General features: G+C 37.3%; 20 protein-coding genes, 1 other RNA gene and 1 pseudogene. 7 read left to right on the forward strand and 15 right to left on the reverse strand.

The window, feature by feature from the left end; genetic code table 11:
- Positions 1–66 precede the first annotated feature (66 nt).
- From ACQV2P_RS07325 to ACQV2P_RS07370, 10 genes are all read right to left on the reverse strand, one after another.
- Positions 67–801, reverse strand: a complete 735-nt coding sequence (locus ACQV2P_RS07325) for a glycerophosphodiester phosphodiesterase (RefSeq protein WP_428894815.1) — start codon at positions 799–801, stop codon at positions 67–69.
- On the reverse strand, positions 801–1,934 hold the full coding sequence (locus ACQV2P_RS07330) for an ABC transporter ATP-binding protein (protein ID WP_428873102.1): 1,134 nt from the start codon (positions 1,932–1,934) through the stop codon (positions 801–803). The genes ACQV2P_RS07325 and ACQV2P_RS07330 overlap by 1 nt, the downstream gene beginning before the upstream one ends.
- A gap of 13 nt (positions 1,935–1,947) precedes the next feature.
- Positions 1,948–2,820, reverse strand: a complete 873-nt coding sequence (locus ACQV2P_RS07335; protein WP_428881957.1) for a carbohydrate ABC transporter permease — start codon at positions 2,818–2,820, stop codon at positions 1,948–1,950.
- Complete coding sequence (locus ACQV2P_RS07340; RefSeq protein WP_428894816.1) at positions 2,820–3,704, reverse strand: carbohydrate ABC transporter permease; 885 nt, start codon at positions 3,702–3,704, stop codon at positions 2,820–2,822. The genes ACQV2P_RS07335 and ACQV2P_RS07340 overlap by 1 nt, the downstream gene beginning before the upstream one ends.
- Before the next feature lie 97 nt (positions 3,705–3,801).
- Positions 3,802–5,118 carry an ABC transporter substrate-binding protein gene (locus ACQV2P_RS07345; RefSeq protein WP_428894817.1) on the reverse strand — a complete coding sequence of 439 codons (1,317 nt, stop codon included), beginning with the start codon at positions 5,116–5,118 and terminating at the stop codon, positions 3,802–3,804.
- Between the two features lie 707 nt (positions 5,119–5,825).
- An RNA gene (gene ffs, locus ACQV2P_RS07350) (signal recognition particle sRNA small type) lies at positions 5,826–5,916 on the reverse strand.
- A 117-nt stretch (positions 5,917–6,033) separates the two neighbouring features.
- Positions 6,034–6,558, reverse strand: a complete 525-nt coding sequence (gene tadA / locus ACQV2P_RS07355) for a tRNA adenosine(34) deaminase TadA (protein WP_428873098.1) — start codon at positions 6,556–6,558, stop codon at positions 6,034–6,036.
- An 86-nt stretch (positions 6,559–6,644) separates the two neighbouring features.
- Positions 6,645–6,995: a hypothetical protein gene (locus ACQV2P_RS07360; protein ID WP_258437020.1), complete on the reverse strand. Its 351-nt coding sequence runs from the start codon at positions 6,993–6,995 to the stop codon at positions 6,645–6,647.
- Between the two features lie 185 nt (positions 6,996–7,180).
- Complete coding sequence (locus ACQV2P_RS07365; protein WP_428873097.1) at positions 7,181–9,652, reverse strand: ATP-dependent Clp protease ATP-binding subunit; 2,472 nt, start codon at positions 9,650–9,652, stop codon at positions 7,181–7,183.
- Positions 9,653–9,688: 36 nt separating this feature from the next.
- Positions 9,689–10,159 carry a CtsR family transcriptional regulator gene (locus tag ACQV2P_RS07370; RefSeq protein WP_428876239.1) on the reverse strand — a complete coding sequence of 157 codons (471 nt, stop codon included), beginning with the start codon at positions 10,157–10,159 and terminating at the stop codon, positions 9,689–9,691.
- A 320-nt stretch (positions 10,160–10,479) separates the two neighbouring features.
- Here ACQV2P_RS07370 and ACQV2P_RS07375 point away from each other — a divergent pair, with 320 nt between their 5' ends.
- From ACQV2P_RS07375 to ACQV2P_RS07400, 6 genes are all read left to right on the forward strand, one after another.
- On the forward strand, positions 10,480–13,092 hold the full coding sequence (locus ACQV2P_RS07375; RefSeq protein WP_428894818.1) for a vitamin B12-dependent ribonucleotide reductase: 2,613 nt from the start codon (positions 10,480–10,482) through the stop codon (positions 13,090–13,092).
- A gap of 163 nt (positions 13,093–13,255) precedes the next feature.
- Positions 13,256–14,890: a peptide ABC transporter substrate-binding protein gene (locus ACQV2P_RS07380; protein ID WP_428873094.1), complete on the forward strand. Its 1,635-nt coding sequence runs from the start codon at positions 13,256–13,258 to the stop codon at positions 14,888–14,890.
- 770 nt (positions 14,891–15,660) lie between these two features.
- The gene (locus ACQV2P_RS07385) at positions 15,661–16,602 is read left to right on the forward strand and encodes an ABC transporter permease (RefSeq protein WP_428873093.1); all 942 of its coding nucleotides are present in this window, start codon (positions 15,661–15,663) and stop codon (positions 16,600–16,602) included.
- On the forward strand, positions 16,603–17,673 hold the full coding sequence (opp3C, locus tag ACQV2P_RS07390) for an oligopeptide ABC transporter permease (protein ID WP_428873092.1): 1,071 nt from the start codon (positions 16,603–16,605) through the stop codon (positions 17,671–17,673). It abuts the gene before it with no gap.
- Positions 17,674–17,681: 8 nt separating this feature from the next.
- Entirely contained in the window at positions 17,682–18,752 is a 1,071-nt protein-coding gene (locus ACQV2P_RS07395) for an ABC transporter ATP-binding protein (protein ID WP_428873091.1), read from the forward strand.
- Positions 18,745–19,635 carry an ABC transporter ATP-binding protein gene (locus tag ACQV2P_RS07400; protein WP_428894819.1) on the forward strand — a complete coding sequence of 297 codons (891 nt, stop codon included), beginning with the start codon at positions 18,745–18,747 and terminating at the stop codon, positions 19,633–19,635. Before ACQV2P_RS07395 ends, ACQV2P_RS07400 begins: the two co-directional genes overlap by 8 nt.
- A 58-nt stretch (positions 19,636–19,693) precedes the next feature.
- On the opposite strand, the pseudogene ACQV2P_RS07405 reads toward ACQV2P_RS07400, so the two are convergent.
- The 5 genes and pseudogenes from ACQV2P_RS07405 to ACQV2P_RS07425 form a co-directional block, all read right to left on the reverse strand.
- Positions 19,694–20,817 (reverse strand): annotated as a pseudogene (locus tag ACQV2P_RS07405) (glycerate kinase).
- A gap of 8 nt (positions 20,818–20,825) precedes the next feature.
- Positions 20,826–22,097 carry a GntP family permease gene (locus ACQV2P_RS07410; RefSeq protein WP_428894820.1) on the reverse strand — a complete coding sequence of 424 codons (1,272 nt, stop codon included), beginning with the start codon at positions 22,095–22,097 and terminating at the stop codon, positions 20,826–20,828.
- Positions 22,098–22,227: 130 nt separating this feature from the next.
- Positions 22,228–23,547 (reverse strand): DUF4767 domain-containing protein, encoded by a 1,320-nt coding sequence (locus ACQV2P_RS07415; RefSeq protein WP_428894821.1) that lies wholly within the window; start codon positions 23,545–23,547, stop codon positions 22,228–22,230.
- Between the two features lie 47 nt (positions 23,548–23,594).
- Positions 23,595–24,005: an OsmC family protein gene (locus ACQV2P_RS07420; RefSeq protein ID WP_428873086.1), complete on the reverse strand. Its 411-nt coding sequence runs from the start codon at positions 24,003–24,005 to the stop codon at positions 23,595–23,597.
- Positions 24,006–24,122: 117 nt separating this feature from the next.
- On the reverse strand, positions 24,123–24,389 hold the full coding sequence (locus tag ACQV2P_RS07425; protein ID WP_428873085.1) for a metal-sensitive transcriptional regulator: 267 nt from the start codon (positions 24,387–24,389) through the stop codon (positions 24,123–24,125).
- A gap of 167 nt (positions 24,390–24,556) precedes the next feature.
- On the opposite strand from ACQV2P_RS07425, the gene ACQV2P_RS07430 reads away from it, so the two are divergent.
- Positions 24,557–24,859 carry a rhodanese-like domain-containing protein gene (locus tag ACQV2P_RS07430; RefSeq protein WP_428875062.1) on the forward strand — a complete coding sequence of 101 codons (303 nt, stop codon included), beginning with the start codon at positions 24,557–24,559 and terminating at the stop codon, positions 24,857–24,859.
- Positions 24,860–24,977 lie beyond the last annotated feature (118 nt).

The following is a 24,977-nucleotide window of genomic DNA, read 5'->3' on the forward strand; positions in this document are numbered from 1 at the left end:
TTGTTTAAACAACGTTTATAGTGGTTTTTCGGTTTGAGACTTATGATACAGCCCCTTTTCTATCTCTTAAATCAAATCTAAGGCCTTTTCAACGTAATTGGTTATAATGCGATCCACACCCGCATCAATCATCATCTGGATATGATCAGCTTCATTGACTGTGTAAGTGTTAATTTCGACTCCCTGACGATGACATTCTTCAATATCTTCTAAGTCCAAAGTCACAAAAGCAGGATGATAATGACCGACACCATGTTCCTTACAATATTTACCAGGGTTTAATTGACCCGACGCCGTTAAAAAGCCGTATTCAATTTTACTATCCCCTGCTAGGCGCATAAAATCACGCACACTGTGGTGATTAAAAGATGAAATCAAAACACGATCTTCTAATTTAAATTCCCTGATTAATTCTAAAACTTTAGCATTAAGACCCTCATAGCGAAAAATGTTAGTTTTCAACTCGATATTAACTTTAATATCTAGAGGCTGCATCCATTCAAAAAATTCGCGCAAAGTCGGAATTTGAATGTCTCTTGCGGACTTAACTTGTGTTTCTTTGAAGTTAGCATAATAGTTATACTGACGTAATTCAATTAAGGTCATATCTTTTACATAGCCACTACCTGTTGAAGTGCGATCAATCGCTTCATCATGAATGATGACTACCTCTTGGTCTTTGGTTAAATGGACATCTAACTCAATGCCTTCAATCGGAAATTTTGCCGCTTCTTTGAAAGCTAACATGGTGTTTTCAGGATATATTCCAGAATAACCGCGATGTCCAATAATTTTTACCATTATTTATCAAAATCCTCTCCCACTATTCGATTGAGTATCGACGCTTCTGTTTTCTGATCAAACAACATGATTTTATTCAAGTCCAACTGAACTTGAACTTCTTCGCCAATTTTAACAGGACGTGCCGGTGAAAAACGAGCCACCAACTCCCGACTAGAAGTAGGATGATCAAAATAAACAAAAGTGTCAGAGCCTACTTGCTCAACATTTTTAGCGATAACATTCAAACCTGAGGTGTTTAAACCCTCGGCCTTATGGTGCATGTCCTCCGGGCGAATGCCAATATAAACTTCCTGGTCTTCTACTTCAACAAGCAACTGATCTTTAACTTCTTCAGCGAGCTCAAACGATTGATCAGCAATTTTAAGGTTTACTTTCCCATCTTTAATGACTAATCTACCATTGAACATATTAATCATGGGTGACCCAATAAATTCAGCAACAAACTTATTACATGGATTATAATACAAATTGGCCGGTGTGTCATATTGTTCGATACTTCCAGCATTCATCACAGCTATTCGCGTTCCCATTGTCATGGCTTCTGTTTGGTCATGGGTAACATAAACAAAGGTCGTTCCTAATTCACGATGCAACTGGGTAATTTCAGACCGCATCGATACCCGTAATTTAGCGTCTAAGTTGGATAGAGGCTCATCTAATAGAAAAACCTTAGGATTTCGCACCATAGCTCGACCTAAAGCCACTCTTTGACGTTGTCCCCCTGATAAAGCGCCTGGTTTCTTGTCAAGTAGTTCCGTTAACTGAAGCGCTTTAGCAACTTGCTCTACGCGTAATTGACGATCCTTTTTACTGATTCCATTCATCTTCATTGAAAATCCCATATTATCACGAACATTCATATGTGGATAAAGCGCGTAAGATTGGAAAACCATGGCAATGTCACGATCTTTTGGCTGTAAGTTATTAACCCTTAAATCACCAATCCAGAGTTCTCCTTCTGAAATACTCTCTAAACCAGCAATCATACGTAAAGTTGTTGACTTGCCACAGCCAGAAGGACCTACTAATACGATGAACTCTTTATCTTCAATTTCCAAATCAATATTTTTGACTGCTTTAAAGCCATCATCATAGATTTTAGCAACTTTTCTTAAACTTAATTTCGCCATAAATATTCTCTCCTTATCCTTTCACTGCTCCGGCCGTAAGTCCCTTTACCATATTCCTTGATCCAACAATAAAAATAAGCAGACTTGGAACCATACAGATCATAACCCCTGCTACCATTAAAACCAGTGACTGTGAATCCACCGAATTCAGCATGCTAATACCTATCTGAACGGTACGATTCTGATCATTATTTGTCACTAGTAAAGGCCACATATACATATTCCATCCCGATAAGAATGATTGAACAGACATAGCTCCTAAGGTTGGTTTAATCAAAGGCATCAAAATGGTTAAAACAAATCTGAAATCTGTACAACCATCTACCTTAGCAGCTTCATACACTTCATAAGGAAAGCTCTGCAAGGCTTGAACGCATAAGAAGATATTAAAGGCTGAAATAATAAAGGGTATGATTAACACGTAGAGGGAATCATTCCAACCCCAAGATGAAATCATTAAGAATTGCGAAATAATAACGGCTTCGCCTGGAATCATCATTGTCGATAGGATCAATGCATATAACAGCCCTTTACCTCTGAAGTTCAAAAAGCGAAAGGCGAAAGCAGCTAAGACAGAAGTTATTAACTGACTAAGAGTGATGGCTACTGCAACAATCATTGAATTTCTTATATAAATTCCTATCGGTGCTATTTTAAAAACATCAAGAAAGTTAGTTAATGTAGGATTTTTAGGAAACCAAACACTTTCTGGATCGTATAACTCTCCAGAAGGTTTAACGGACATCATTAGCCCGTACAATAAAGGCGAAAGAACAATCAGTAACATAACTATATTTAAAAGCAATCGTACAATACTCCATACAGTGATTGATTCGCGTCTTTTTTTAATTTTATTGTCCTTATTTTCTTTAATAAGTTCTGCCATTATGCACTCTCCTTTCCACGGATTTTAAACATGATAATGGTCAAGATCATAACGATTAAAAATAAAACAACTGACTCGGCTGAAGCATAGCCATAGCGATAATTCATAAAGGCATTTCGATAAATATCATAAACAATCACATTCGTTGCTTGACCTGGCCCACCCTTGGTTAAAATATTTATCTGTCCAAACCCTTGGAAAGCGTTAATAACGTTGGTTACAACCACGAAAAAAAGGGTTGGCTTCAATGATGGAATGGTTATATAAATAAATTTCTTAATCCCGTTTGCCCCATCAATCGAAGCTGATTCATAAAGAGAATCGTCAATGCTGGCTAAGCCAGATGAGAAATACAAAAAATTCATCCCTGAATTCAACCAGCCGGTCAAAATACCCACAACTAATAAGGCACTGCTTGGTTGAGAGAGATAATTAATATAAGTTCCCAAAATCCGGTTCACAATCCCAACCGTTGGATTTAACATCACTTGAAAAATCATGGCCATTCCAGCAGACGCAATTGCCATTGGCATAGCGTATGAAGTTGAAAAAATTTTAATTCCTGGGAATGTTTTTTGACATAAAAGTGCTGTAATAAAGCCTAATACAACGCCTACAAAAACAACTATAATAACAAATTTAAAAGATACTAAAACACTGTTCCAAAAGCTTTCACTTGCAAAAAGTTCTGTATAATTCCCCAAACCAAGATATTCTGCATTTTGTCCTAAATTATTGGTCAAAAATAAACTCCGATAAATGGTCTGAAAAAATGGCCAGAACATAAATATAGATAAGATTGTCATCGCTGGGAGTAAATAGCCATATCCTTTTACTTTTTCCCAAGTACTTCTCTTTGACTCGATGATTACAATTTCTTCCATCTTTCCACCTCTTCCCATCAAAAATCTTCCACATAAAAAATCGAGAGAACACCAATAATGAAGCTCCCTCGATTATCTATACATTTAATTCATTAAATTATTGGTTGGCTTGATTGTAGTTTTCAATCGCTTTATTGATTTGATCTGCCATAGCTTGTGCAGCTGATTTAGGATCTGTTTCACCATTAATAACTTTTTCAAGTTCATTTTCAAAAACTTGACGCGCTTCTTGAGCAACACCTGCTAAAGCCCCTTGATCATCTGCGGTCGAATTATGCAGCTGATCAATCGCTGTTTGGAATTGCGGGAATGCTTCTAAATTGTCTTTAAAGTTTTGCTCCTCGTGGGCCGCTAGGTTAACTGGGAAATATCCTGTATCAACATTCCATTGTGCTTGTGAGGCAGGAGATACTAAGAATTGAATAAAGTCCCAAGCTGCATCTTTTTTAGCCTCATCATCTGATTCAATCATCCAAAGAGAAGCGCCTCCAATGGATACGCCACCCTTATCTTCTGAGTCGATACCAGGATAATAAGCCGTACCAATTTCAAAACGCCCATCTACTTCAGTTAACAATTGACGTAAACTTGCAGTGGAACCAAAAGTAATAGCTGATTGCCCTGCAATAAATTCTGGATGTCCACCCTCACGACCTACGTTAGGCATAACACCCGCATCCACACCTTTTTTCCACATGGTTAAAATCTTTTCCATACCTCCATTTTCAATAAAGGCCACTGATTCAGGTGCTCCATCGCGTCCGTTAGCATGGTCAAAGATTTCTTTTTCCATTTTGTTAAACCATTGATCAATCCACCAACCATAGATTCCGATAGATGCTGGCATAGCGGCACCAGCTTCTTGTAATTTGGGTCCAATTTCAATTAAGTCTTCTAAGGTTGTTGGAACTTCTACGCCAGCTTTATCAAAAATATCTTTATTATAGTACATTAAAGGGGTCGAATTATTAAAAGGCATCGAGTGTAATCGATCCTCAATAGTGAAATAAGCCAATAAATTAGGCTCCAATAAATCTAAATCAAAATCTGTCTTATCTACATAATCTTGAATTGGAACCGTTAAACCTGAATCAATCATAAAGGTTGTTCCAACTTCAAATACTTGAACCACATCTGCACCCACTTCTGATCCTGAAGCAGAAGAACGTAATTTGGTTAATGTTTCGTCATAAGACCCTTGATACTGTGCATCAACTTCCACCGCATCTTGAGATTCATTATATTGATCTACTAGTTTTTGTAAAGCTTCTCCAACAGAGCCTCCCATTCCATGCCAGAATGATAATTTAACTGGCTCTGCAGCTTGAACAGTTTGACTTAAAGGTAATACACTCGCTACTGACATTGAAGCTGATAGTAATCCCACCATCAATTTCTTAATTACTTTTTTCATGGTGCTTCCTCCTTTGTTATCGATCCTTTTAAAGTGACCGTTGACAAAAATATAGCATGCTAGTATTAACTTTAAGTAAATTCATTGTAAATATTTTGTAAATTTACATGCAATTTTTTCAGAGAATAAAAAACACCTTTATAAGGTGGAAAATTACATTAAATCAAAAACGATTTTCAAGGCGCCTATAATACTAAATATACTAAAGGTAATTTCCCCCCCATGCACCCTTATAGGTATGTCGCTTAGTTTCTTATGCAAAATACCCCTACAAACATTCGATATATCTTTATATTGATTAGCAAATTAATAAGTATTTATTTATATATACTTAATATCATCAACCTTTGCAACAAGTTTAAACTATATAATAATCTATTTTTTAATCAACATTAACTATATTATTAGCTTGTCTCTTAAAAGTAAAAAAACACTCACCATGGTATGTACTCTCAATTATATAATCTTCTAGGAGTACTCTCTTTTAGATATAGATCCCCTCAGAAGCTTATAAAATAGACGATCAAGACAAAAAGGCGCATGAGTCACTTTCACACATTTACAACAATGTGACAGCGCTTAGATTATGTGTTGTTATGATAGCTTTTGATGACCTCATAAAAATATTCAAGAATATAAGAAGTTATCTTTTTGCTACCCTTTAAGTTTAAAAAATACTGTAAAAGCCTATCTAATAAGGAAATTAGACAAAATAAAATAGGCACATGACTTCATCACTTATAGCTGCTACCTTCCGGTCCTGACTCGGTTCGTGAATCCATCATTGCCTTTTTATAGTATAGCATGAATGGCTCCTTTTGTAAAATTCATGTTTTAGAGCTAAGGTTCATCTCTTGCCTGTGTATAAAGTTGTGCATAAGTCGTCTTTTGCACAACTTTTCTGTGGACATCCTCCTATTTCGCCTTGTCTTTCTTCTTTGCTTTTTTCTTCTGTCGCAGTTGTCTAAAGAAATTAGACATCATCTGGCTACATTCTTCTTTTAAAACCCCCTCAATAACTTCCACTTGATGATTAAAGCGTTCCTCTTGTAATAAATTCATTAAGCTGCCACTGCAACCCCCTTTAGGATCTCTGGTAGCAAAAATTACTTGTTCAAGTCTCGCTAACACAGATGCTCCAGCACACATTGGACAAGGTTCTAAAGTTACATACAATTTAGCCCCTTGAAGCCGCCATGCTTGTAGCCTTTCATTAGCTTGATTTATCGCTAATATTTCAGCGTGACCTGTAGCTTGGTGCTGACTTTCTCTAACATTAAAGCCTCTTCCAATTATTTCATCATTGTATACAACGACAGCTCCAATCGGCACCTCACCAATTGCTTCAGCTTTTTTTGCTTCCTTAATTGCTTCAAGCATCCATTTTTTATGCTGGACCTGTTGATTTGAATCCAACTCTTTAAATAATAAATTCTCCATTCACTGACTCCTATTTAAATAAAAGTATTTCAAATTAAAAAGCAACCTCCATCTATAGGTTGCTTTTGACTATATATCTGTAATTATTAAAACAGATTATGCATTTTTTCACCAGCATCATCAGCTAGTTCTTTAGCACGGTTAATAATCTGAATAAAACCTTCACTCATTTGAGACTGAGTGGCCTTAGTCTTATTAGCAATACCTACTAAAGTATTTACTTCTTCATCAGAAAGGTCATTTACGATATTCACTAAATGATCGGAGCCTTTTAATTGATGCTTAACATAAGCTTTGACTTTCTCACGGTTAATCATGCCTCTTACACGTTCATTAGCATCATCATCTAAATATGCATAAAGAATAACGCCTGTAACGGCTGCAACAATTGCTGTACCAGCGATGATATTGGTCAATCTGTTCTTTTTATTCAACATAATATATTCCACCTCTTTATTAATTTCTTTTTACTTCATATAAACCTTATCACTAAACGTATAAAATAGATAGTAAAATGCTTTCAGCTTTTGATAGACTATCAATTATTATAATCAAAAAATAGTAGCTGAATAAGCTAGGCTTACTCGGCTACTATTCTAGATAAGATCATCGATTTTTCCAGCTATTTTGATCGGTTGTTAATCCGAATGGATCCTGAGCGACCACCAATTGTTATTTTATCTCCTAAAGCAATATCTCCATTCAAGAGCATCTCACTTAATTCATCTTCAATTTGTTTTTGAATAGCTCGGCGGATTGGACGCGCTCCATATTCTGGATCAAATCCTGCTTCCGCTATAATATCGATTGCTGTATCAGTTATACGCGCATTAATTTCTAATTCATCTAATCGTTTAACAATCTCATTGGTTTGAAGTTTAACAATTTCTTTAATATGTTCTTTATCCAATGAGTGAAAGACAATCGTTTCGTCGATACGGTTTAAAAATTCTGGACGGAAAGCACGTTTTAACTCTTCTAAGATACGCTTTTCCATCGCTTTAAAGTCATCAGCAAAGCTAACCGCACTGAAGCCAACTGACTTCTCGTCGCGAAGAGCAGTAGCACCGATATTAGATGTCATGATAATAATTGTATTTCTAAAGTCGACCCGACGACCCTTACCATCTGTTAAATGACCGTCATCAAAAACCTGTAATAAGATATTAAAGACATCTGGATGCGCCTTCTCAATTTCATCTAGTAGAATCACTGAATATGGTTTTTGGCGAACTTTTTCAGTTAATTGTCCAGACTCGTCATAACCGACATATCCTGGAGGAGAACCGACTAAACGAGAAACGGCGTGTTTTTCCATATACTCAGACATATCAACACGAATCATATTATCTTGTGAACCAAACATGGAGTTAGCTAAGGTTTTGGCTAATTCTGTTTTTCCAACACCAGTCGGTCCTAAGAATAAGAAGGAGCCAATTGGTCTTTGTGGACTCTTCAAGCCTGAACGAGCACGCCGAATAGCACGCGCTACTGAAGAAACGGCTGAATCTTGTCCTATTACGCGTTCATGCAACTCAGCTTCTAAATGAACTAAACGTTTAGCTTCCGCTACATCCATTTGATAGATTGGCACACCTGTTGCCAGTGCTGTTACTTCAGCTACATGTTCAGCGGTTACTTTTGGATAACTTAATTCTTTTTGTTCATTTTTTTTCTTGGCTTTTTTGTTAGCCTTCTCAATAACTTTTTCTAAATCTTGCTCTTCTTTTCGAATATCGGCAGCTAATTCAAAATTGCGGTCGAGAATGGCTTGTTCTTTACGATTCGCTAGGTTTTTTTGTTGCAATTCTAGCTCTGCTAAATTATCAGTTTGCTTGCCTTCTTCGATTCTTACTTTAGCCGATGCTTCATCGATTAAATCAACCGCCTTATCAGGTAACTTACGCTCATTCATATAGCGTGAGGACAATTTGACTGCCGCTTCAATCGCTTCATCACTTATCTCCACATGATGATGCTGTTCATATTTAGACCTTAGTCCAGTTATAATTTGAATAGACTCAGCTTGAGAAGGCTCTTCAATCACAATTTTAGAAAAACGACGTTCTAAGGCAGAGTCTTTTTCAATATGCTTTTGATATTCATCGAAGGTTGTAGCTCCCACTGTTTGAATTTCTCCCCTTGCTAAAGCCGGTTTAAGAATGTTGGCAGCATCAATTGCTCCTTCGGCTCCTCCAGCTCCAATAAGTGTGTGGAGTTCATCTATAAAAAGAATTACTTTACCATCTTGAGATATTTCTTCGATTATCTTCTTCATTCGTTCTTCAAATTCGCCTCGATATTTAGTCCCTGCAACTAAAGCAGCTGTATCTAACATCATTAGACGTTTCTCAGCAATTTCACTTGGTACTTTCCCTGTCACCATTGCTTGAGCCAGCCCTTCAGCAATCGCTGTTTTTCCAACGCCCGGTTCTCCTACAAGAACAGGGTTGTTTTTCGTTCTGCGAGAAATAATTTGAATCATACGACGAATTTCTTTTTCGCGACCGATAACCGGATCTAATTTACCTTCGCGTGCCAATTGTGTTAGATCTCTTGAAACTCCATCCAAAGTAGCAGTATTAGATTGAGTATTCGTGTTTTGTTGACGTCGCCCTCTTTTACTTTGACTATCTGAACGCTTCTGCTGATTAATTCCAATTTCCTCGAATATTCCTTTACGTAATTCTGCCAGATTAATTCCTATATTTTTCAATAATACCGTAGCGAGTATTTCTTCTTTCAGTAAGCCTAAAAGTAAATGCTCTGTCCCTACTTTTGGAGCGCCAAGACGTTTAGCATCACTAGAGGCATTCATTATTACTTTTTTGGCGCGTGGGGAATAAGGAATGACCACTTCACCACGTCTACCTGCTTTTAAGCTTTTTCCATGAATCATTTCTAATTCATCTACAAGCACAGCATATTCTGCCCCATAATCTCTTAAGACTTTACCGGCAATTCCATTTTCTTCACGAGCTAATCCTAACAAAATATGTTCCGTACCAACTGCTTGATGGTGGAAAACATAGGCATGCTCGGCTGCAAACATCATAGCCTGGCGTGCACTTTCTGTAAATAATTCTTCAAACATTTATTTCACCTCTATTTAATAATCCTCGACTGAGAGCTAACTAGTTAATTCATAGCGTAATTGATGGAGAAAAGTTTTTAACAACATGGCTCGAGCCACTTGATCTTGATTTGAAATCGCATGAAGGACAGATTTTTCAATCACTGATAAAATAAGTCTTCCTTCCCTTTGTGTGATTATTTCTCTTTCAATCAACGTTTCAATAATATTCACACCATTTCGATGTGAAATTTGATTGCCAATTAATTCTAACATTGAAGCAACTTCATCTGCATCCGAGGTCAATTGAGTTTTTAAAATACGGATATAACCGCCGCCCCCTCGTTTACTTTCAACCAGATAACCATGCTCTTGAGTAAATCGTGTATTAATAACATAGTTGATCTGTGAAGGGACACAGTCAAATTGATCAGCAATATCGCTGCGCTTTATCTCTACATGTTCTGCGTTTTGCAAGAAGGATTTAAGATAAGCTTCAATTATATCGGACATATTTTTTCTGGACAAATTCAACCCTCCTTCAAGCTAATTTTGTTTAACATTGACTTTCTTTGACCATTATACACAATCTTTTTATTTTTGAAAAGCTATTTGTTTGGACTTGTCTCTTAATCACGATTAAGTAGTCATAGGTATAATTTCATTCAATGTTTGTGTTTTTAAGATTGAAATTTTGTTTTTTAGCAAGTATACTAAACTACAGAACTTAATAAACACAATATATTGGGCTTTATTTTATCTTTATATCCTATATATTGTGTTTCTTGCTATGTTTGTTAGAATATTCAAAATGTATCGAAGATCTTAATAGAGAGGCTGAACTGATTATGGAAACGAATACTTTAATTCCAAAGACTGTCGAATGGAACCGTCAAGATCTTAATGAGGCTATCAAACATTTCCCTCAAGTAACTCCTGTTACATCGGAAATGAAAATCACTCACTCTGGTGTCTCACGAATGGTTATGTTAGACAGGTATTCTTTTAAAGACACCGCTAAGAAAACTCTAAAAGCTGGCGATTTAGTAGTCTTAACTGTAAAGCCTGATCCATCCTATCCTGCAAGAGGTATTGGTATTGTGCAAGAACTTGATTGGGAAAAAGGTCAAGCTCTTGTTTTATTAGAAGAAGAATACCGTGGTAATCTTGAAAACGAAAAAGAGCGCCTTAGTGGCTTAATCTTGCGAAGCATTGACAGTTTAGATAAGCCTTTAGAAATATATTATGAACAAATCGCCCACCGTAATGCAGTCGGTTTAGCTGAAATTGAAAGTACAAAAGAAAAACAAGAAAGCTCTTTTGAAGCTTTTTATAATCAGCTTTCTAATTTAAACTTTGTCCCGGCTGGTCGTGTCCTATATGGAGCAGGCTCACAAACGGATGTTACTTATTTTAATTGCTACGTTATGCCGTTTGTCCCTGATTCTCGCGAGGGAATCGCTGAACACCGCAAAGAAGTAATGGAAATCATGTCGCGCGGTGGCGGTGTAGGAACTAACGGCTCCACTCTAAGACCTCGAAATACTCTGGCAAGAGGAGTAAACGGTAAGTCCTCGGGTTCTGTTTCTTGGTTAAACGATATTGCTCAATTAACTCACCTTGTTGAGCAAGGTGGCTCGCGCCGGGGTGCACAAATGATTATGTTAGCAGATTGGCATCCAGATATTATTGAATTTATCATTTCTAAAATGCAAAACCCCCGCGTTCTACGTTATTTAATTGAACAAACAGAAGATGAATTAATTCAAAAGCTAGCACAGGAAAAACTTAAATTTGTTCCACTCACTCCTAATGACCAAGTAATGCATGAAACAATTGCTTCCTATCAAAATAAAGAGGATTTTGGTGGCTTTAATGTAGATATCATTGAGCATTCTAGAGCTGTTTTACGTGATAAGGGTGCTTATGAAGTCCACAATGAAGACTTTTTAACAGGAGCAAATATCTCAGTAACTATCACTTCGGAATTTATGGAAGCGGTAGAGCAAAACCTAGATTGGGACTTACGTTTCCCTGATGTCGAACATTATAATAAAGAAGAAATGCATGCTTATAATACTCAATGGCATCAAGTAGGAGATGTACGTGATTGGGAAGAGATGGGTTATGCAGTCAGAACATACCGAAGTATTCCCGCTCGTGAACTATGGAAATTGATTAATATTTGTGCCACCTATTCAGCAGAGCCTGGTATTTTCTTTATTGATAATGCTAATAAGGATACCAATGCTAAAGCCTATGGCCAAAAAGTCGTAGCCACTAACCCTTGTGGTGAGCAACCTTTAGCTCCATATTCTGTATGTAATTTAGCAGCTATAAACTTAGCAAATATGGCTAATAAAGATGAACACACGGTTAATTTTGAAAAATTGAAAGAAACGGTTCGTGTTGGTGTGCGTATGCAAGATAACGTTATCGATGCTACCCCTTATTTCTTAGCAGCCAATCGTCATCAAGCTTTAGGAGAGCGCCGAATCGGTTTAGGTGTTATGGGGCTAGCTGACTTATTGATCTATACTAATCAACGTTATGGTTCTGCTTCAGGTAATCAATTGATTGATAAAGTCTTCCAAACGATTGCGATCACTGCTTATGAAACTTCGATTGAATTAGCCAAAGAAAAGGGAAGTTTCCCCTTCCTAATAGGTTCAACCGATGAAGAAACGAAACAATTGCGTCAAAACTTTATTTCAACAGGTTATATGCAGAAATTACCTAAGCACATTCATCAGGGTATTTTAGAACATGGCATTAGAAACTCTCACTTACTAACAGTCGCTCCTACTGGATCAACCGGTACGATGGTTGGAGTAGCTACGGGTCTTGAGCCTTATTTTGCCTTTAAATATTATCGCTCTGGACGTTTAGGTAAGTTTATTGAAGTAAACGCTGGAATTGTTCAAGAATATTTAGAGCGTCATCCAGAAGCAGATGCTGATCACTTACCAGAAACTTTTGTTTCAGCCATGGAATTAAAGCCAGAAGAACACGTCGATGTTCAAACAACTATCCAGCGATGGGTAGACTCATCCATCTCTAAAACAGTGAATGCCCCCAAAGGTTATACTGTTCAACAAGTCGAAGAAATATATGAACGTTTATACAGTGGGGAAGCTAAAGGCGGAACCGTTTATGTTGATGGTTCAAGAGATTCTCAAGTTCTTACTCTCAAAGCAGAGGAAAATGAAAAAGATCAAAATATTGCTCTTTTTGAGGTTGAAGATCAAGAAATACGTGTTGTCGATGAAGTTGAAGAATTGCGTCAGTTAGTTGATTTAGCTGAGAAAGATCATTATACCCAAAGCGGTCATACTGATGATGTGGTCTACGGTTCAGAAGTAGGAGATACTTGTCCAATTTGTCGTAAAGGAATCGTTGAAGATATTGGGGGTTGTAACACTTGTACAAATTGTAATGCTCAGTTACGATGTGGTCTCTAAGTATTTAAATTTGCTTGCACAAATGTAATCTCTAATTGATAAACCTTATCTTAATCTTGAGATAAGGTTTATCAATTTCTCTTTTAATCGACCCCCCAATCTTATTTTGTGAGTTTTTCACTTATCTATGTTATATTAAAGAAAAATTAAAAAGGAGCAGCTTATGAAAAATAAACTATTCAAATTTATAACGATTTCTATCGCAGTTACTGGTCTTCTCATAGGAAATCTTGCGCCGATATCAGCTCAAGAAATAGATCCCAATGTCGAACAAAAATTATCTATTATGTCGATTGGAGAACTAGCAACTCTAGACGCTATGCTTTATAATGATACCCCATCTTCAGATATGATCGGACAAATTTTTGAAGGACTTTACCGTGTTTCAACTGGTAGTGAAGTCGAATTGGGGCAAGCTGAAAATGTCGATATCTCTGAAGACGGTTTAACCTATACTTTCACCTTAAGAGATGGTTTAACTTGGTCTAATGGTGACCCTGTTACAGCTAACGATTATGTCTTTACTTATCAAAGATTAGTCGATCCGAATAACGCCAATACCTCTTCTTCTGTTGAAGTGTTTAAAAACGCTAGCAAAGTTCGTAATGGTGAAGCTGAACTTTCTGATTTAGGAGTGACTGCTCCTGATGAGAAAACTTTGGTAATTGAGTTAGAATATCCAGCTCCATATCTACCAAAATTACTCACAGGTTCTCGTTTTATGCCAGTTAACCAAAAGGTAGTTGAAGAAAAAGGTCAAGCTTATGGAACAAGCGCAGACAGTATTGCTATGAATGGTCCTTTCCTCATTGAAGGATGGGAAGGAACCAGTTTAGAATGGAAATTGATTAAAAACCCAAATTACTGGGATGCTGAAAAGGTCTTTTTAGAAGAAGTCCTAGTGTCTGTTGTTAAGGAAACAGGAACCGGAGCTGACTTATTTGACGCCGGCGAACTAGACTATACTATCTTGAATGATCAATTTGTAGGACAATACAATGGCGCTGATTTCTTCAACCAGATTCCTAAAGCAACTGTCGGACACCTACAGTTCAATGCCACCAAAGAACCAACCAATAATATTGCTTTGCGTAGGGCCATTATTCAAGCGATTGATAAAGACACTTATACCCAGTCAGTCATTCAAGATGGGTCAACTTCTTTAAACGGTTTCGTTCCTTCAGGATTTGATGTAAATGATGAAGGCGTGGATTACCGTGAAGAAGCGGGTGAAATGCTTACATTCGATATTGAGGCAGCTCAAAAAGATTGGGAAACAGCTCAAAAAGAATTAGGACAAGATAATATTGAGTTACAATTACTAATTTCTGACTCAGATTTAGCTAGTCGTACAGCTGAGTATATTCAAGCTCAATTAATGCAAAATCTTCCCGGATTAACGATTACAATTCGTTCTGTCCCTCTACAAAATCGTTTAGAATTACAAAGATCACTTGATTTCGATATCTTCTATGGAACTTGGGCTCCAGACTATCAAGATGCGATCAACTTTGTAGAACAAATGGAATCAGACGGAGGCATCAACTTTGGTCAATACTCCAATGAGAAAGTGGATCAATTAATTGATCAAGCCAGAAACGAGTTTGCCAATGACCCAGAAAAACGTCGACAAGCTCTTATTGAAGCAGAAAAGATTGCCGTCGCTGATGAAGCTTCTCAGTCTTCATTCTATCAAGCATCTACTACCTACTTATTGGATACTAGCGTAAAAGGCTTCGAAGTTTTACCATTTGGTCGAACAATCAATTTAAGAACTGCATATCGAACTGCAGAGTAAATCTATAATAAATGAAACTCTAAACTTTCTTTATTAAAATAATTAGGCTACCTAGCAGTGGAAGATCCACTACCAGGTAGCCTAATTTTCGGTATTTATCATCCTTTCAATAGATACCAACCTGCTCAACTTCCGTTAGGAATCTCTTTTTTAAGAATAGCTAATATTATCTAACATACCATGTGATTGAATCACAAGCATCTCTCTTGGCTCAAGTTTTACCACAAATAATGCCTGCTTCCCTTCAATTTCAGCTTTAGGATATTCTCCTTCTTGCTAAAGTATTACGTTCAAAGTCGTCAAAGGTCACTAACTTATCCGATTGTTTAATAGCTTCTACTCAACGAATTCTAGCTATCGGATATCTGTTCTATCTAAATCTTTGAGACAAATCGCTTTCTTAATATCACCCATGTGTCACTCCCTTAAAATTAATCATTCTTTAATTATTTATGGTTCGAATAACAAATTTATTTAGTTTAAAAGCTTTAATTATTATTGGACTTTATCCATTTATCAAGTATTATACAAGCTAGATCATTAAACAGCCATGTAGTATTATTAGCTAGAACTATTAATAGTCTGCCAATATTCTACTAAAGCTTTAAATTTTAATGGCTTTCCATTATAAATTTTTGACTCTATCAGCTCATGAAGTGGATAATTCTTACTTAATTGTATTAAAATAAAAGATAATATAAGCAATAATGGCATGATTGACACAAAAGGGTTTATACTGTTTAACTTTAAAATACGAAAGGTGGATAACCATGAATTCCTACACAAAATTTATAATCCGGCGTGTTTTTTATATGTTAATTACGCTTTGGATTATTATTTCCGTTACCTTTTTCCTCTTACAGTTCTTACCTGGTTCCCCTTTTGCCAATCAAGATCTTTTAACCGAGACCCAACTTCAACTTTTAAATGAAAAATATGGTCTCAACCAACCTTTACTTGTTCGCTATTTTTCCTACTTAGCAAATATATTAAAAGGAGATTTAGGGGTGTCCTTTCAATATAATAACTTACCTGTTACTAAAATTATTTTAGATCGAGCCGGCCCCTCTATGATTTTAGGAGCTCAAGCCATGGGTTTTGGTGTGGTAATTGGAACTATCTTAGGAATGATTGCAGCTGTTAAACAAAACACTTGGATCGATACCTTCACCTCTGTTTTTGCTATTGGCGGAAGATCTGTTCCCAACTTTGTTTATGCTGTGGTCCTTCAATTTCTGTTTGCTGTTTGGCTAGATTGGCTACCAATTGCTTTCTGGCGTGACGGCTATGCCTCAACTATTCTTCCAAGTCTTGCTTTAGCCATTTCACCTATGGCAGAGTCTGCGCGTTTCGTTCGAACTGAGATGATTGAAGTGCTTCACTCTGACTATATTGAATTAGCAACCGCTAAAGGCTTTTCAAAATTTTATATAGTTACTAAGCATGCGCTGCGTAATGCGATTATACCTCTATTAACAATAGTAGGACCCATGACAGCAGCTGCCATGACCGGCTCACTGGTAATTGAACAAATTTTTTCAATTCCTGGAATTGGTGAGCAGTTTACCAAGTCAATTTTAGTGAATGACTACCCAACCATTATGGGAATTACAATTATGTATTCTGTCTTATTAGTTGTTATTATTTTAATCGTCGATATTCTATACGGCTTTATAGATCCTAGAATGCGACAAGTTGAAGGAGGTGGCTAGATGCCAATCGAAAATTCTTTAAATACGGCGAATAATGCTTCAACAAAACACACAGCGGATATAGATCCAAAGCTCTTTCAACCGAAAATTTCTATCCAAAGTGAAGACAACGAAAAAATTGAAGCCCCTTCACTGAACTTTCTACAAGATTCATGGCGGAGATTAAAAAAGAATAAAGGTGCTATGATTTCACTCTTTTTCGTTATTTTAATTCTACTTCTTGCTATTTTAGCCCCATGGATTGCACCCGCTTCACCGTTCCAACAAAATCCAGCTCAAGCAAACCTCCCTCCTAAAATACCAGGTTTAGAAGATTTTTCATGGTTTAGTGGTAAAAGTGTCAACCGAGGTGGTGCTTTGACTGATGCCTATCAAAATGCCAATGTGGCTGAGGGAACCTACTACTATCTTGGAACAGATGGTTTAGGTCGTGACCTCCTCTCACGTATTTTATATGGAACTCGAATTTCACTTTTAGTCGCATTTATTGCTGTTCTAATCAATGTCATTATCGGTGTAACCTATGGCATGATATCTGGTTGGCTAGGCGGTAAGGTAGATACACTGATGCAAAGAATACTGGAAATTATTTCAGGTGTTCCCAATTTAGTAATCGTTGTTCTGATGCTTTTAGTATTGCAGCCCGGTTTACTATCTATTATTATTACGATTGCTCTCACCTCTTGGATATCAATGTCCCGGGTGGTAAGAGCGCAAACACTTCGTTTAAAACAACAAGAATATGTCTTAGCTGCTAAGGTATTAGGCCAATCGACTGGCAAGATTCTATTAAAACATATCCTTCCCAATATGTTAGGAATTATTATTGTCCAAATGATGTTTGCTATACCATCTGCCATCTTCTTTGAAGCTTTTTTAAGTTTCATCGGGATTGGAATCCCTGCACCCAACGCTTCCTTAGGAACTTTATTGAGTGAAGGTTACAAGACTTTTCGCTTTTTACCCCATTTAATGTGGTATCCAGCAGCTGTTATCTCATTAATCATGTTGTCCTTTAACTTATTAGCAGATGGACTGCGTGATGCTTTTGATCCCAAAATGAAAGAGTAGGTGACTTCATGAATAAGGCTATCATTCAAATTAAAGACTTAAATATTTCCTTCAAAACCTTTGCTGGCCAATTAAAAGCTATTCGTGGAATCAACTTATCCTTGTATGCCGGTGAAACATTAGCAATTGTTGGCGAATCAGGCTCAGGTAAATCAGTAACCACACGTGCATTGATGGGGCTTCTAGCTAAAAATGCGACCATTGAAGCAGGCGAAGTGATATTTGAAAAACGAGACCTTTTAAAATTATCTAAAAAAGAAATGGAAGCTATACGTGGTAGCAAAATTGCCATGATTTTTCAAGATCCAATGACCGCCCTCAATCCTACCCTAACCATCGGAAGACAAATTACTGAAGTTTTAATTCGTAAACGCGGTTTTAATCACTCACAAGCGCGTAAAGAAGCCATTAACCTTTTGGATTTATGTGGAATTGTTCAATCAGAGAAAAGAATTAATCAGTATCCACATCAATTTTCAGGTGGTCAAAGACAGAGGATTGTGATAGCGATTGCTTTAGCGGGAGATCCTGAAGTGCTTATTGCCGATGAGCCCACAACTGCTTTAGATGTAACCATTCAAGCACAAATCATTGAATTACTTAAAAAAATTCAACAAGAAAAGAATATGACCATTATCTTTATCACTCATGATTTGGGTGTGGTTGCCAATGTAGCAGACCGAATTGCCGTTATGTATGCGGGTAAAATCGTTGAAATAGGGACAGTGGATGATATTTACTACCATCCTCAACATCCCTATACCTGGGGACTTTTGACAGCTATGCCAACCATTTCCAAACAAGATCAATTATATGCTATCCCCGGTAGCCCACCTGACCTTTTAAATCCTCCTAAAGGAGATGCTTTCGCCTATCGGTCAGAATATGCTTTGGCTATCGATTTTGAGGAGGAACCGCCCATGTTTGAAGTCAATCCTGGACATTATGCAGCCACTTGGTTACTCCACCCAATGGCTCCAAAAATGACCCCGCCAACTGCTATCTTAGAAAGATATCAACGTTGTCGAGAAAAGCAGTCACAGACCGATAAGAGTGGAATGGAGGAGCATTATGAATAAGCATGCATCTATTCTACAAGTTAAGCACTTGAAACAATACTACCACCAAGGAACTGATAAGGAAGTCAAAGCGGTAGACGATGTTTCCTTTGAAATCTTTCCTGGAGAAACTTTTGGGTTAGTTGGAGAATCAGGTTCTGGTAAATCAACGATTGGCAAAGCAATTGTTAACCTCTATCAACCGACCAGTGGTGAAATTATCTTTCAAGACAAAGCTTTATCGAGTAGCTACAACAAAAAGGAACGTTTGAAATTCCATAAAGAAATTCAAATGATTTTCCAAGACCCTTATGCTTCTTTAAATCCTCGTATGAAGGTTCGTGATATTATTGCTGAAGGCATTGATATTCATGGACTCGCACAATCAAAAGAGGAAAGAGACGAAAAAGTCAATCGACTCTTAGAAGATGTAGGGCTCACTATTGATCACGCTGGTCGCTATCCTCATGAATTTTCTGGCGGTCAACGTCAACGTATTGGGATAGCACGAGCTTTAGCAGTTGAACCAAAATTCATTGTCGCCGATGAACCGATATCAGCTTTAGATGTTTCCATTCAAGCTCAAGTGGTCAATTTATTACAAGAACTAAAAGAATCAAGAGGACTAACCTATCTCTTTATTGCCCATGATTTATCCATGGTTAAATATGTCAGTGATCGCATTGCCATTATGAACCGTGGTCGGATTTTAGAGTTAGCCGAAGCTGAGGAATTGTATGCAAACCCTTTACATGCCTATACCCAGTCCTTACTCTCAGCAATTCCTTTACCAGATCCTGATTACGAACGTCAACGTCAACGTATTCATTATCAGGTTGATCCAGAAAAGTTGGCTGAAGAGATCCTTAAAGAAGTCAAACCTAATCACTGGCTTGCTCAATAAACTAAACAAAAATCACCATTGAATAAGTTTATTCAATGGTGATTTTACTTTTAACTCTTTAATAGTTGACAAACAGCTTGGCTACTGCTGTTAAATTTTCCTCTGTATGAGTTAGTAGGTCTTGCAAGGAGCTTGGCCCAGGCGTAATACTCAAAATCGCATCAAAGCCTAACTGATATAAGATTTCAATATCATTTCTGACAGAACCACATAATGCGATCACTTTCGACCGAAAAGCTACTTGTTTAGCTAATTGCATGACTCCAAAAGGGGTTTACCGTATTGCGTTTGAAAGTCAATCTGACCCTCTCCTGTAAAACAAATATCGACATCTTGTAAAGCTGTTTTCAAATTGACTGTTTCTATAACAATATCGATGCCTCTTTTGTGTTTTGCAGAAGTAAATGCTAATAATCCTGCCCCTAACCCACCAGCAGCCCCAGAACCAGCAATATGAGCCACTTCACGATTCAAGTCACGATAAATAAGGCGTGAGAAATGTTCAAGATTCGCATCAAGCTTTTCAATCATTTCTGGACTTGCCCCTTTTTGCGGACCGACTACAGCCGAAGCTCCTTGCGGACCACACAGCGGATTATTGGCATCACAGGCAACCTTGAAGATAGCATGCTCTAGACCAGGATGAATAGTCTGACAATCAATCCTATCCAAATGCGATAAGCCTTGGTTGCCGAAAGGAATCTCTTGGCCTTCTATGTCTAATAAACGATAGCCTAAGGCTTGAGCCATACCGGCTCCCCCGTCATTCGTAGCAGACCCTCCAATCCCTAAAATAAATGAGCGAACTCCTCGATCTAGACATGCCTTAATGACTTGACCTGTTCCATAGGTTGATGTTAATAAAGGATTACGATCTTCTTTTTCAATAAGATGAATGCCTGATGCACTGGCCATTTCAATTACGGCTGTTTTGCCATCTCCTAAAATACCATACCGGGCTTGAATTTTTTCTCCTAAAGGTCCCTGCACTTCGACTGTATAATAAACTCCCTGACTCGCATCAATCAAGGCTTCAGCGGTACCTTCACCTCCATCTGCCATCGGAAGCTGAAGAATTTCTGCTTGAGGAAAGACTTGTTGCACACCTTTTTTTATAGCCTGGCAAGCATGTTTTGCCGAAACCGCTTCTTTAAAAGAATCACAGGCCATCACAATTTTCATTAATTTTACTAACCTCCTAAAACGCCATAGATACTGGTTGAAACAATAGTTAAAACGAAACCTACTAATGATTCATATGGAATTAGTTTTAGACATTCTTTAAAATCGGCTGATACGGATCCTCCTGTCGCGTGGAAGAATGAACCATGAGGTAAATGGTCTAATACTGTCGCCCCTGCGTGTAACATAGCAGCTCCACTGATAGGAGAAACACCTGACGAGAGAATAGTTGGTGAAAAAACAGCTGAGCCAACTGCCGATCCTGAAGTAGTCGAAGCGGTCGCCGCACTCATAAAAATTCCTGCTAAAGGTGCTAAAAGATAGGCAGGTAAACCTAAAGAGTCTAGACTATTAGTAAGGACATCTCCTAAAGTAGAATTGGTAATCACTCCTGCGATTAAACCTGTTCCTAAAAGGATAATAGCCACATTAATCATCTTACTTAAACCATATTGAGTATATTCTTGTAAGTGCTTAACATGTCCCACCATTATCAAGCCAAAAAGACCTCCCAGAGGAAAAGCCAACATAGGATCAATCATTATATTAAACAAGGGGCGTAAAGATAGTAAAACAATCGCTAAAATAGGTCCTGACAAGGCTTTCCATAAATAAGGTAAATTTTCTGCTGTTTGATCGTCTCTTGAAGTTCCTGTTTGTTCAATTTGACTGCCTTTATTAATTAATCGTTTGGCTAGCCAAGCTGTAAACATCACCCCAATCAAGGCTGGAATAAGACCAGCTAACATGACTTGAGTTAAGGAAACACCAAAACCATCGGAAACAGCAATAGAGTTAGGATTTGGTGAAATAATATTACCTGATTTGCCGCCACCAATCATAGCCATCAAAAGTGCAGTCCGTGAATAACCCAATTCTTTACCAATCTCTAAAGCGATAGGCGCAACTGTTATGACAGATATATCAATAAAAACCCCCACAAAAGTTAAAATCATAGTAGCAAGTGCGATCGCTAATAAAGCTCTTTCGCTTCCCAAACCCTTAATAATAGCATGGGCAATGGCAGCTGCCGAACCTGTCTTAATTAAAACACCTGCAAGGATTCCAGCTGCTAGTATCCTTAAGATAGAGGTAATCATGCCTTGCGCACCATTTGTCATGAGACTGATGGTTTCACTTAGATTCGCTCCTCCTAATAATCCTCCGAATAAAGCGCCGATAAATAAAGCATAAAAAACTGGAAACTTTTTAAAGATTAATAAGATAGCCAATAATAGACCTAACAAAGCGCCGATAGCCGTTACTGTTACTACTTCCATTTCCCCACTCCTAATTGATTATTGAATGGCTTCATTATATTGTTTCTTAATATCTTTGCCAATCTTATTAGCCAATCAGTGACTATATAAAAAGACAGCTTCAAAAGAGAAGCTATCTTTTTCTAATGATTTAATAAATGGATTTAAAAAGTTGATAAAGTTCTACATTGGCTGTGTCTTTAAAATGATGAACCGCTAAATTGTCAGGTCCTTCCATGGTAATCAAAACTCTTGGGATTCCTTGATCTTCAACAAATAAATAAAAATGTCGTTCCGCTCTAGGATTATCTTGATCACGAATATCAGTCATTGCCATTAAGACATTGATTTCATCATTAATAAGCTGTTCAGCTTGATAATGAGCCTTTCGTTCCTGACCATCTAAGTGAATTACCATTGACTTTAAAGGAAGGTCCCCACCTAAGAAGTCTATAGGCGTCTCTGGAGTGACAAACTCATATTTTTGACCCATTTTTGCTTGCCAGTCTCTGACTGCTGTCATCAATGCTTGTTTTTGCTTTGATGACCCATTTAATGATTGCTCTTTTGCTTCAGTCGATAATGACTGGACTTGATAATTGGGGTAATAATTATTAATCACTCGACCATATACTTGTGACCAATCGTAAGCTACTAAAGGATGTAGCTCAGGACTAGCCAAGTGACCCTCTGTGATTTTACCAGAAGGAATATGGAAATAATAAGGAGTCGTTCCCCCAATATCTTGTACAAATGCTCCGTTGGTGATGGTATACATTTCATATTGTTCACTCGGATACTCTAACTCTTCAGGAATAGTAAACATCTCGTCACCAAAACCAAAACTATAGGCTTCTGGTGCATAGCTAGAAGCTAGACTGATGCGAATTAATTGGTCGAGATGTTGATCATCAAGTGCTAAATATTTCACAATGTTTTTTGCAAAATCAGTCCCCTCTAATAGAAAATAGCCCGGTAAGTTCTGATTGATACCGGCTTGATAAGATTCCATAATCGCACTGACTATGAAAAGACGTAATTGATTCAAAGCTTTTTGATCTGCTGAACTTAATTCAGCTAACAACATCTTTTCTAGACCAAAAGAATGTGAAAATATTTCTCTTAAATTGCCAATATGATTCGCGTCTTCTTCAACACTTTGATATTCAATAAGATTCTCATAATAATCATTGTAAAGCTTTGGAATGATCCAATGATAGGAGGTATCAAAATTAGCCGGCCCCATTTGCTGTAAACTAACAATAGTATATTGGGGAGCATCTAATGAATAGGATTGTACCGTTTCTTGCCACAGTTCCATTGCTTGTCGAACTTCTTGAATATCTACTGCTTCTTCGGCAAAGACTAAATTCTCACCTTGAGCAAAGTAACTTTGATGAGGAGAATGAACCATCCCCATACCACTGAAGCCAGTCACCATCATCAGGCCAAGTCGTAAAATTTTCTTCATTGCTAACACCCTTTCCCTTATTTTTTATTCATAACGATTGAACACTTTTAGTTGATAACAACTTGGTAAGTAGCATTAGCTTTCATTAACTTATGCATGGGACAGCGTTCAAGAGCAACTTCTACGATAGAATCAGCTAAATCTGCTTGAACATGGGGCATAGAGATTTGAACTTTAACCACAAATTGATAGCCGGGATTATCTTGGTGTAGTTCGACCAAGACAGATACTTGAGTCTGGTGTTTAATCCCTCGACGAATTTCTTCTGCTTCTATGGTGGCATTTAGACAAGTTGCTATGGCCATTCCCAGAAGCTGCTCCGGATTACTACCTTCTATTTCACTTAATGGACTGGAAACCTTAACTTCAAAACCTGCTGGATCTTCAACAAAGGTTTTGCCTTGAATACCGTCTCGATTAACTACTTTAGTTTGATAAAGAGTTTTTCCTTCCATCATTTGCAAAAAACCTCCTGTACTCTTTCTGATACTATTGTATAAGCTTTTTTTAGAATATGCTATCTATGTCTCACTAAAAACTAAATCTTTCGCTTTCATTACTTGATAGCTCACACTCTATTTTTTTATAATCATCGAAATAGCTTGCTCTAGTCGTTGATTCTGCTTTTCTGAATCTTTATCACCAGTAGTTAAACATTCTTTTAAATTTTCAACCATGATTATGCCCATAATACGATCCACACTCGAACGAATAGCAGTTAGTTGGGTTACTATATCCATACAGTCTCTGTCCTCTTCTAACATCTTTTGGACCCCTCTTAATTGACCTTCTGCTCGTTTTAAACGATTAAGTAGGTTTTTCTTATTATTATCTTTATGCATGATAAACTCCTCTTATGTATTTGTTCTTAAATTTTAAAACTTGACAAATCTTTTGCATTGATGTTTAATATACCCTACCGGGTATGTTAAGTATATAATTTATTGGCTTAAACTACCACTTATTTATAAAAAATCACTTTTATATGTCAAACAGAAAGGAAGATACCATGTTCCCAACGATTTCCATTGAAGAACTTTATCAAAAATCTCAGGAAAAATCGCTTAATATTATTGATGTTCGAGGTGAAGCTGAATTCCAAGAAGGACATATCCCTGGATCTAAAAACATCCCCTTGAATCAGCTCCCAAATGAATATACATCTCTTAATCAAGATAAAGAATACTATTTAGTATGCCACTCGGGTGGACGTTCTAAAAGGGCTAGCCAATTCTTATCTAAAATGGATTATCAAGTGACTAATGTTACACCTGGAGCACCTTCTTGGCCTGGTGAACTAACCACCGACTAAGCAGAAATTATTAAATTATAAAAGCCATCAGATCTAATAAGGCACTGCCCCCAAATAGTGAGCCAAACATAAAAACACCTCCGTTGAATTCGTGTGAAATGAATTTAATGGAGGTGTT

Source organism: Facklamia sp. P12932, from assembly GCF_050409545.1.
Taxonomy (GTDB): domain Bacteria; phylum Bacillota; class Bacilli; order Lactobacillales; family Aerococcaceae; genus Facklamia.

Coding starts and splice junctions, on each gene's coding strand:
- ACQV2P_RS07325 (WP_428894815.1), bottom strand. CDS start 801: ATGGTAAAAATTATTGGACATCGCGGTTATTCTGGAATATATCCTGAA.
- ACQV2P_RS07330 (WP_428873102.1), bottom strand. CDS start 1,934: ATGGCGAAATTAAGTTTAAGAAAAGTTGCTAAAATCTATGATGATGGC.
- ACQV2P_RS07335 (WP_428881957.1), bottom strand. CDS start 2,820: ATGGCAGAACTTATTAAAGAAAATAAGGACAATAAAATTAAAAAAAGA.
- ACQV2P_RS07340 (WP_428894816.1), bottom strand. CDS start 3,704: ATGGAAGAAATTGTAATCATCGAGTCAAAGAGAAGTACTTGGGAAAAA.
- ACQV2P_RS07345 (WP_428894817.1), bottom strand. CDS start 5,118: ATGAAAAAAGTAATTAAGAAATTGATGGTGGGATTACTATCAGCTTCA.
- tadA (WP_428873098.1), bottom strand. CDS start 6,558: ATGGAGAATTTATTATTTAAAGAGTTGGATTCAAATCAACAGGTCCAG.
- ACQV2P_RS07360 (WP_258437020.1), bottom strand. CDS start 6,995: ATGTTGAATAAAAAGAACAGATTGACCAATATCATCGCTGGTACAGCA.
- ACQV2P_RS07365 (WP_428873097.1), bottom strand. CDS start 9,652: ATGTTTGAAGAATTATTTACAGAAAGTGCACGCCAGGCTATGATGTTT.
- ACQV2P_RS07375 (WP_428894818.1), top strand. CDS start 10,480: ATGGAAACGAATACTTTAATTCCAAAGACTGTCGAATGGAACCGTCAA.
- ACQV2P_RS07380 (WP_428873094.1), top strand. CDS start 13,256: ATGAAAAATAAACTATTCAAATTTATAACGATTTCTATCGCAGTTACT.
- ACQV2P_RS07385 (WP_428873093.1), top strand. CDS start 15,661: ATGAATTCCTACACAAAATTTATAATCCGGCGTGTTTTTTATATGTTA.
- opp3C (WP_428873092.1), top strand. CDS start 16,603: ATGCCAATCGAAAATTCTTTAAATACGGCGAATAATGCTTCAACAAAA.
- ACQV2P_RS07395 (WP_428873091.1), top strand. CDS start 17,682: ATGAATAAGGCTATCATTCAAATTAAAGACTTAAATATTTCCTTCAAA.
- ACQV2P_RS07400 (WP_428894819.1), top strand. CDS start 18,745: ATGAATAAGCATGCATCTATTCTACAAGTTAAGCACTTGAAACAATAC.
- ACQV2P_RS07410 (WP_428894820.1), bottom strand. CDS start 22,097: ATGGAAGTAGTAACAGTAACGGCTATCGGCGCTTTGTTAGGTCTATTA.
- ACQV2P_RS07415 (WP_428894821.1), bottom strand. CDS start 23,547: ATGAAGAAAATTTTACGACTTGGCCTGATGATGGTGACTGGCTTCAGT.
- ACQV2P_RS07420 (WP_428873086.1), bottom strand. CDS start 24,005: ATGATGGAAGGAAAAACTCTTTATCAAACTAAAGTAGTTAATCGAGAC.
- ACQV2P_RS07425 (WP_428873085.1), bottom strand. CDS start 24,389: ATGCATAAAGATAATAATAAGAAAAACCTACTTAATCGTTTAAAACGA.
- ACQV2P_RS07430 (WP_428875062.1), top strand. CDS start 24,557: ATGTTCCCAACGATTTCCATTGAAGAACTTTATCAAAAATCTCAGGAA.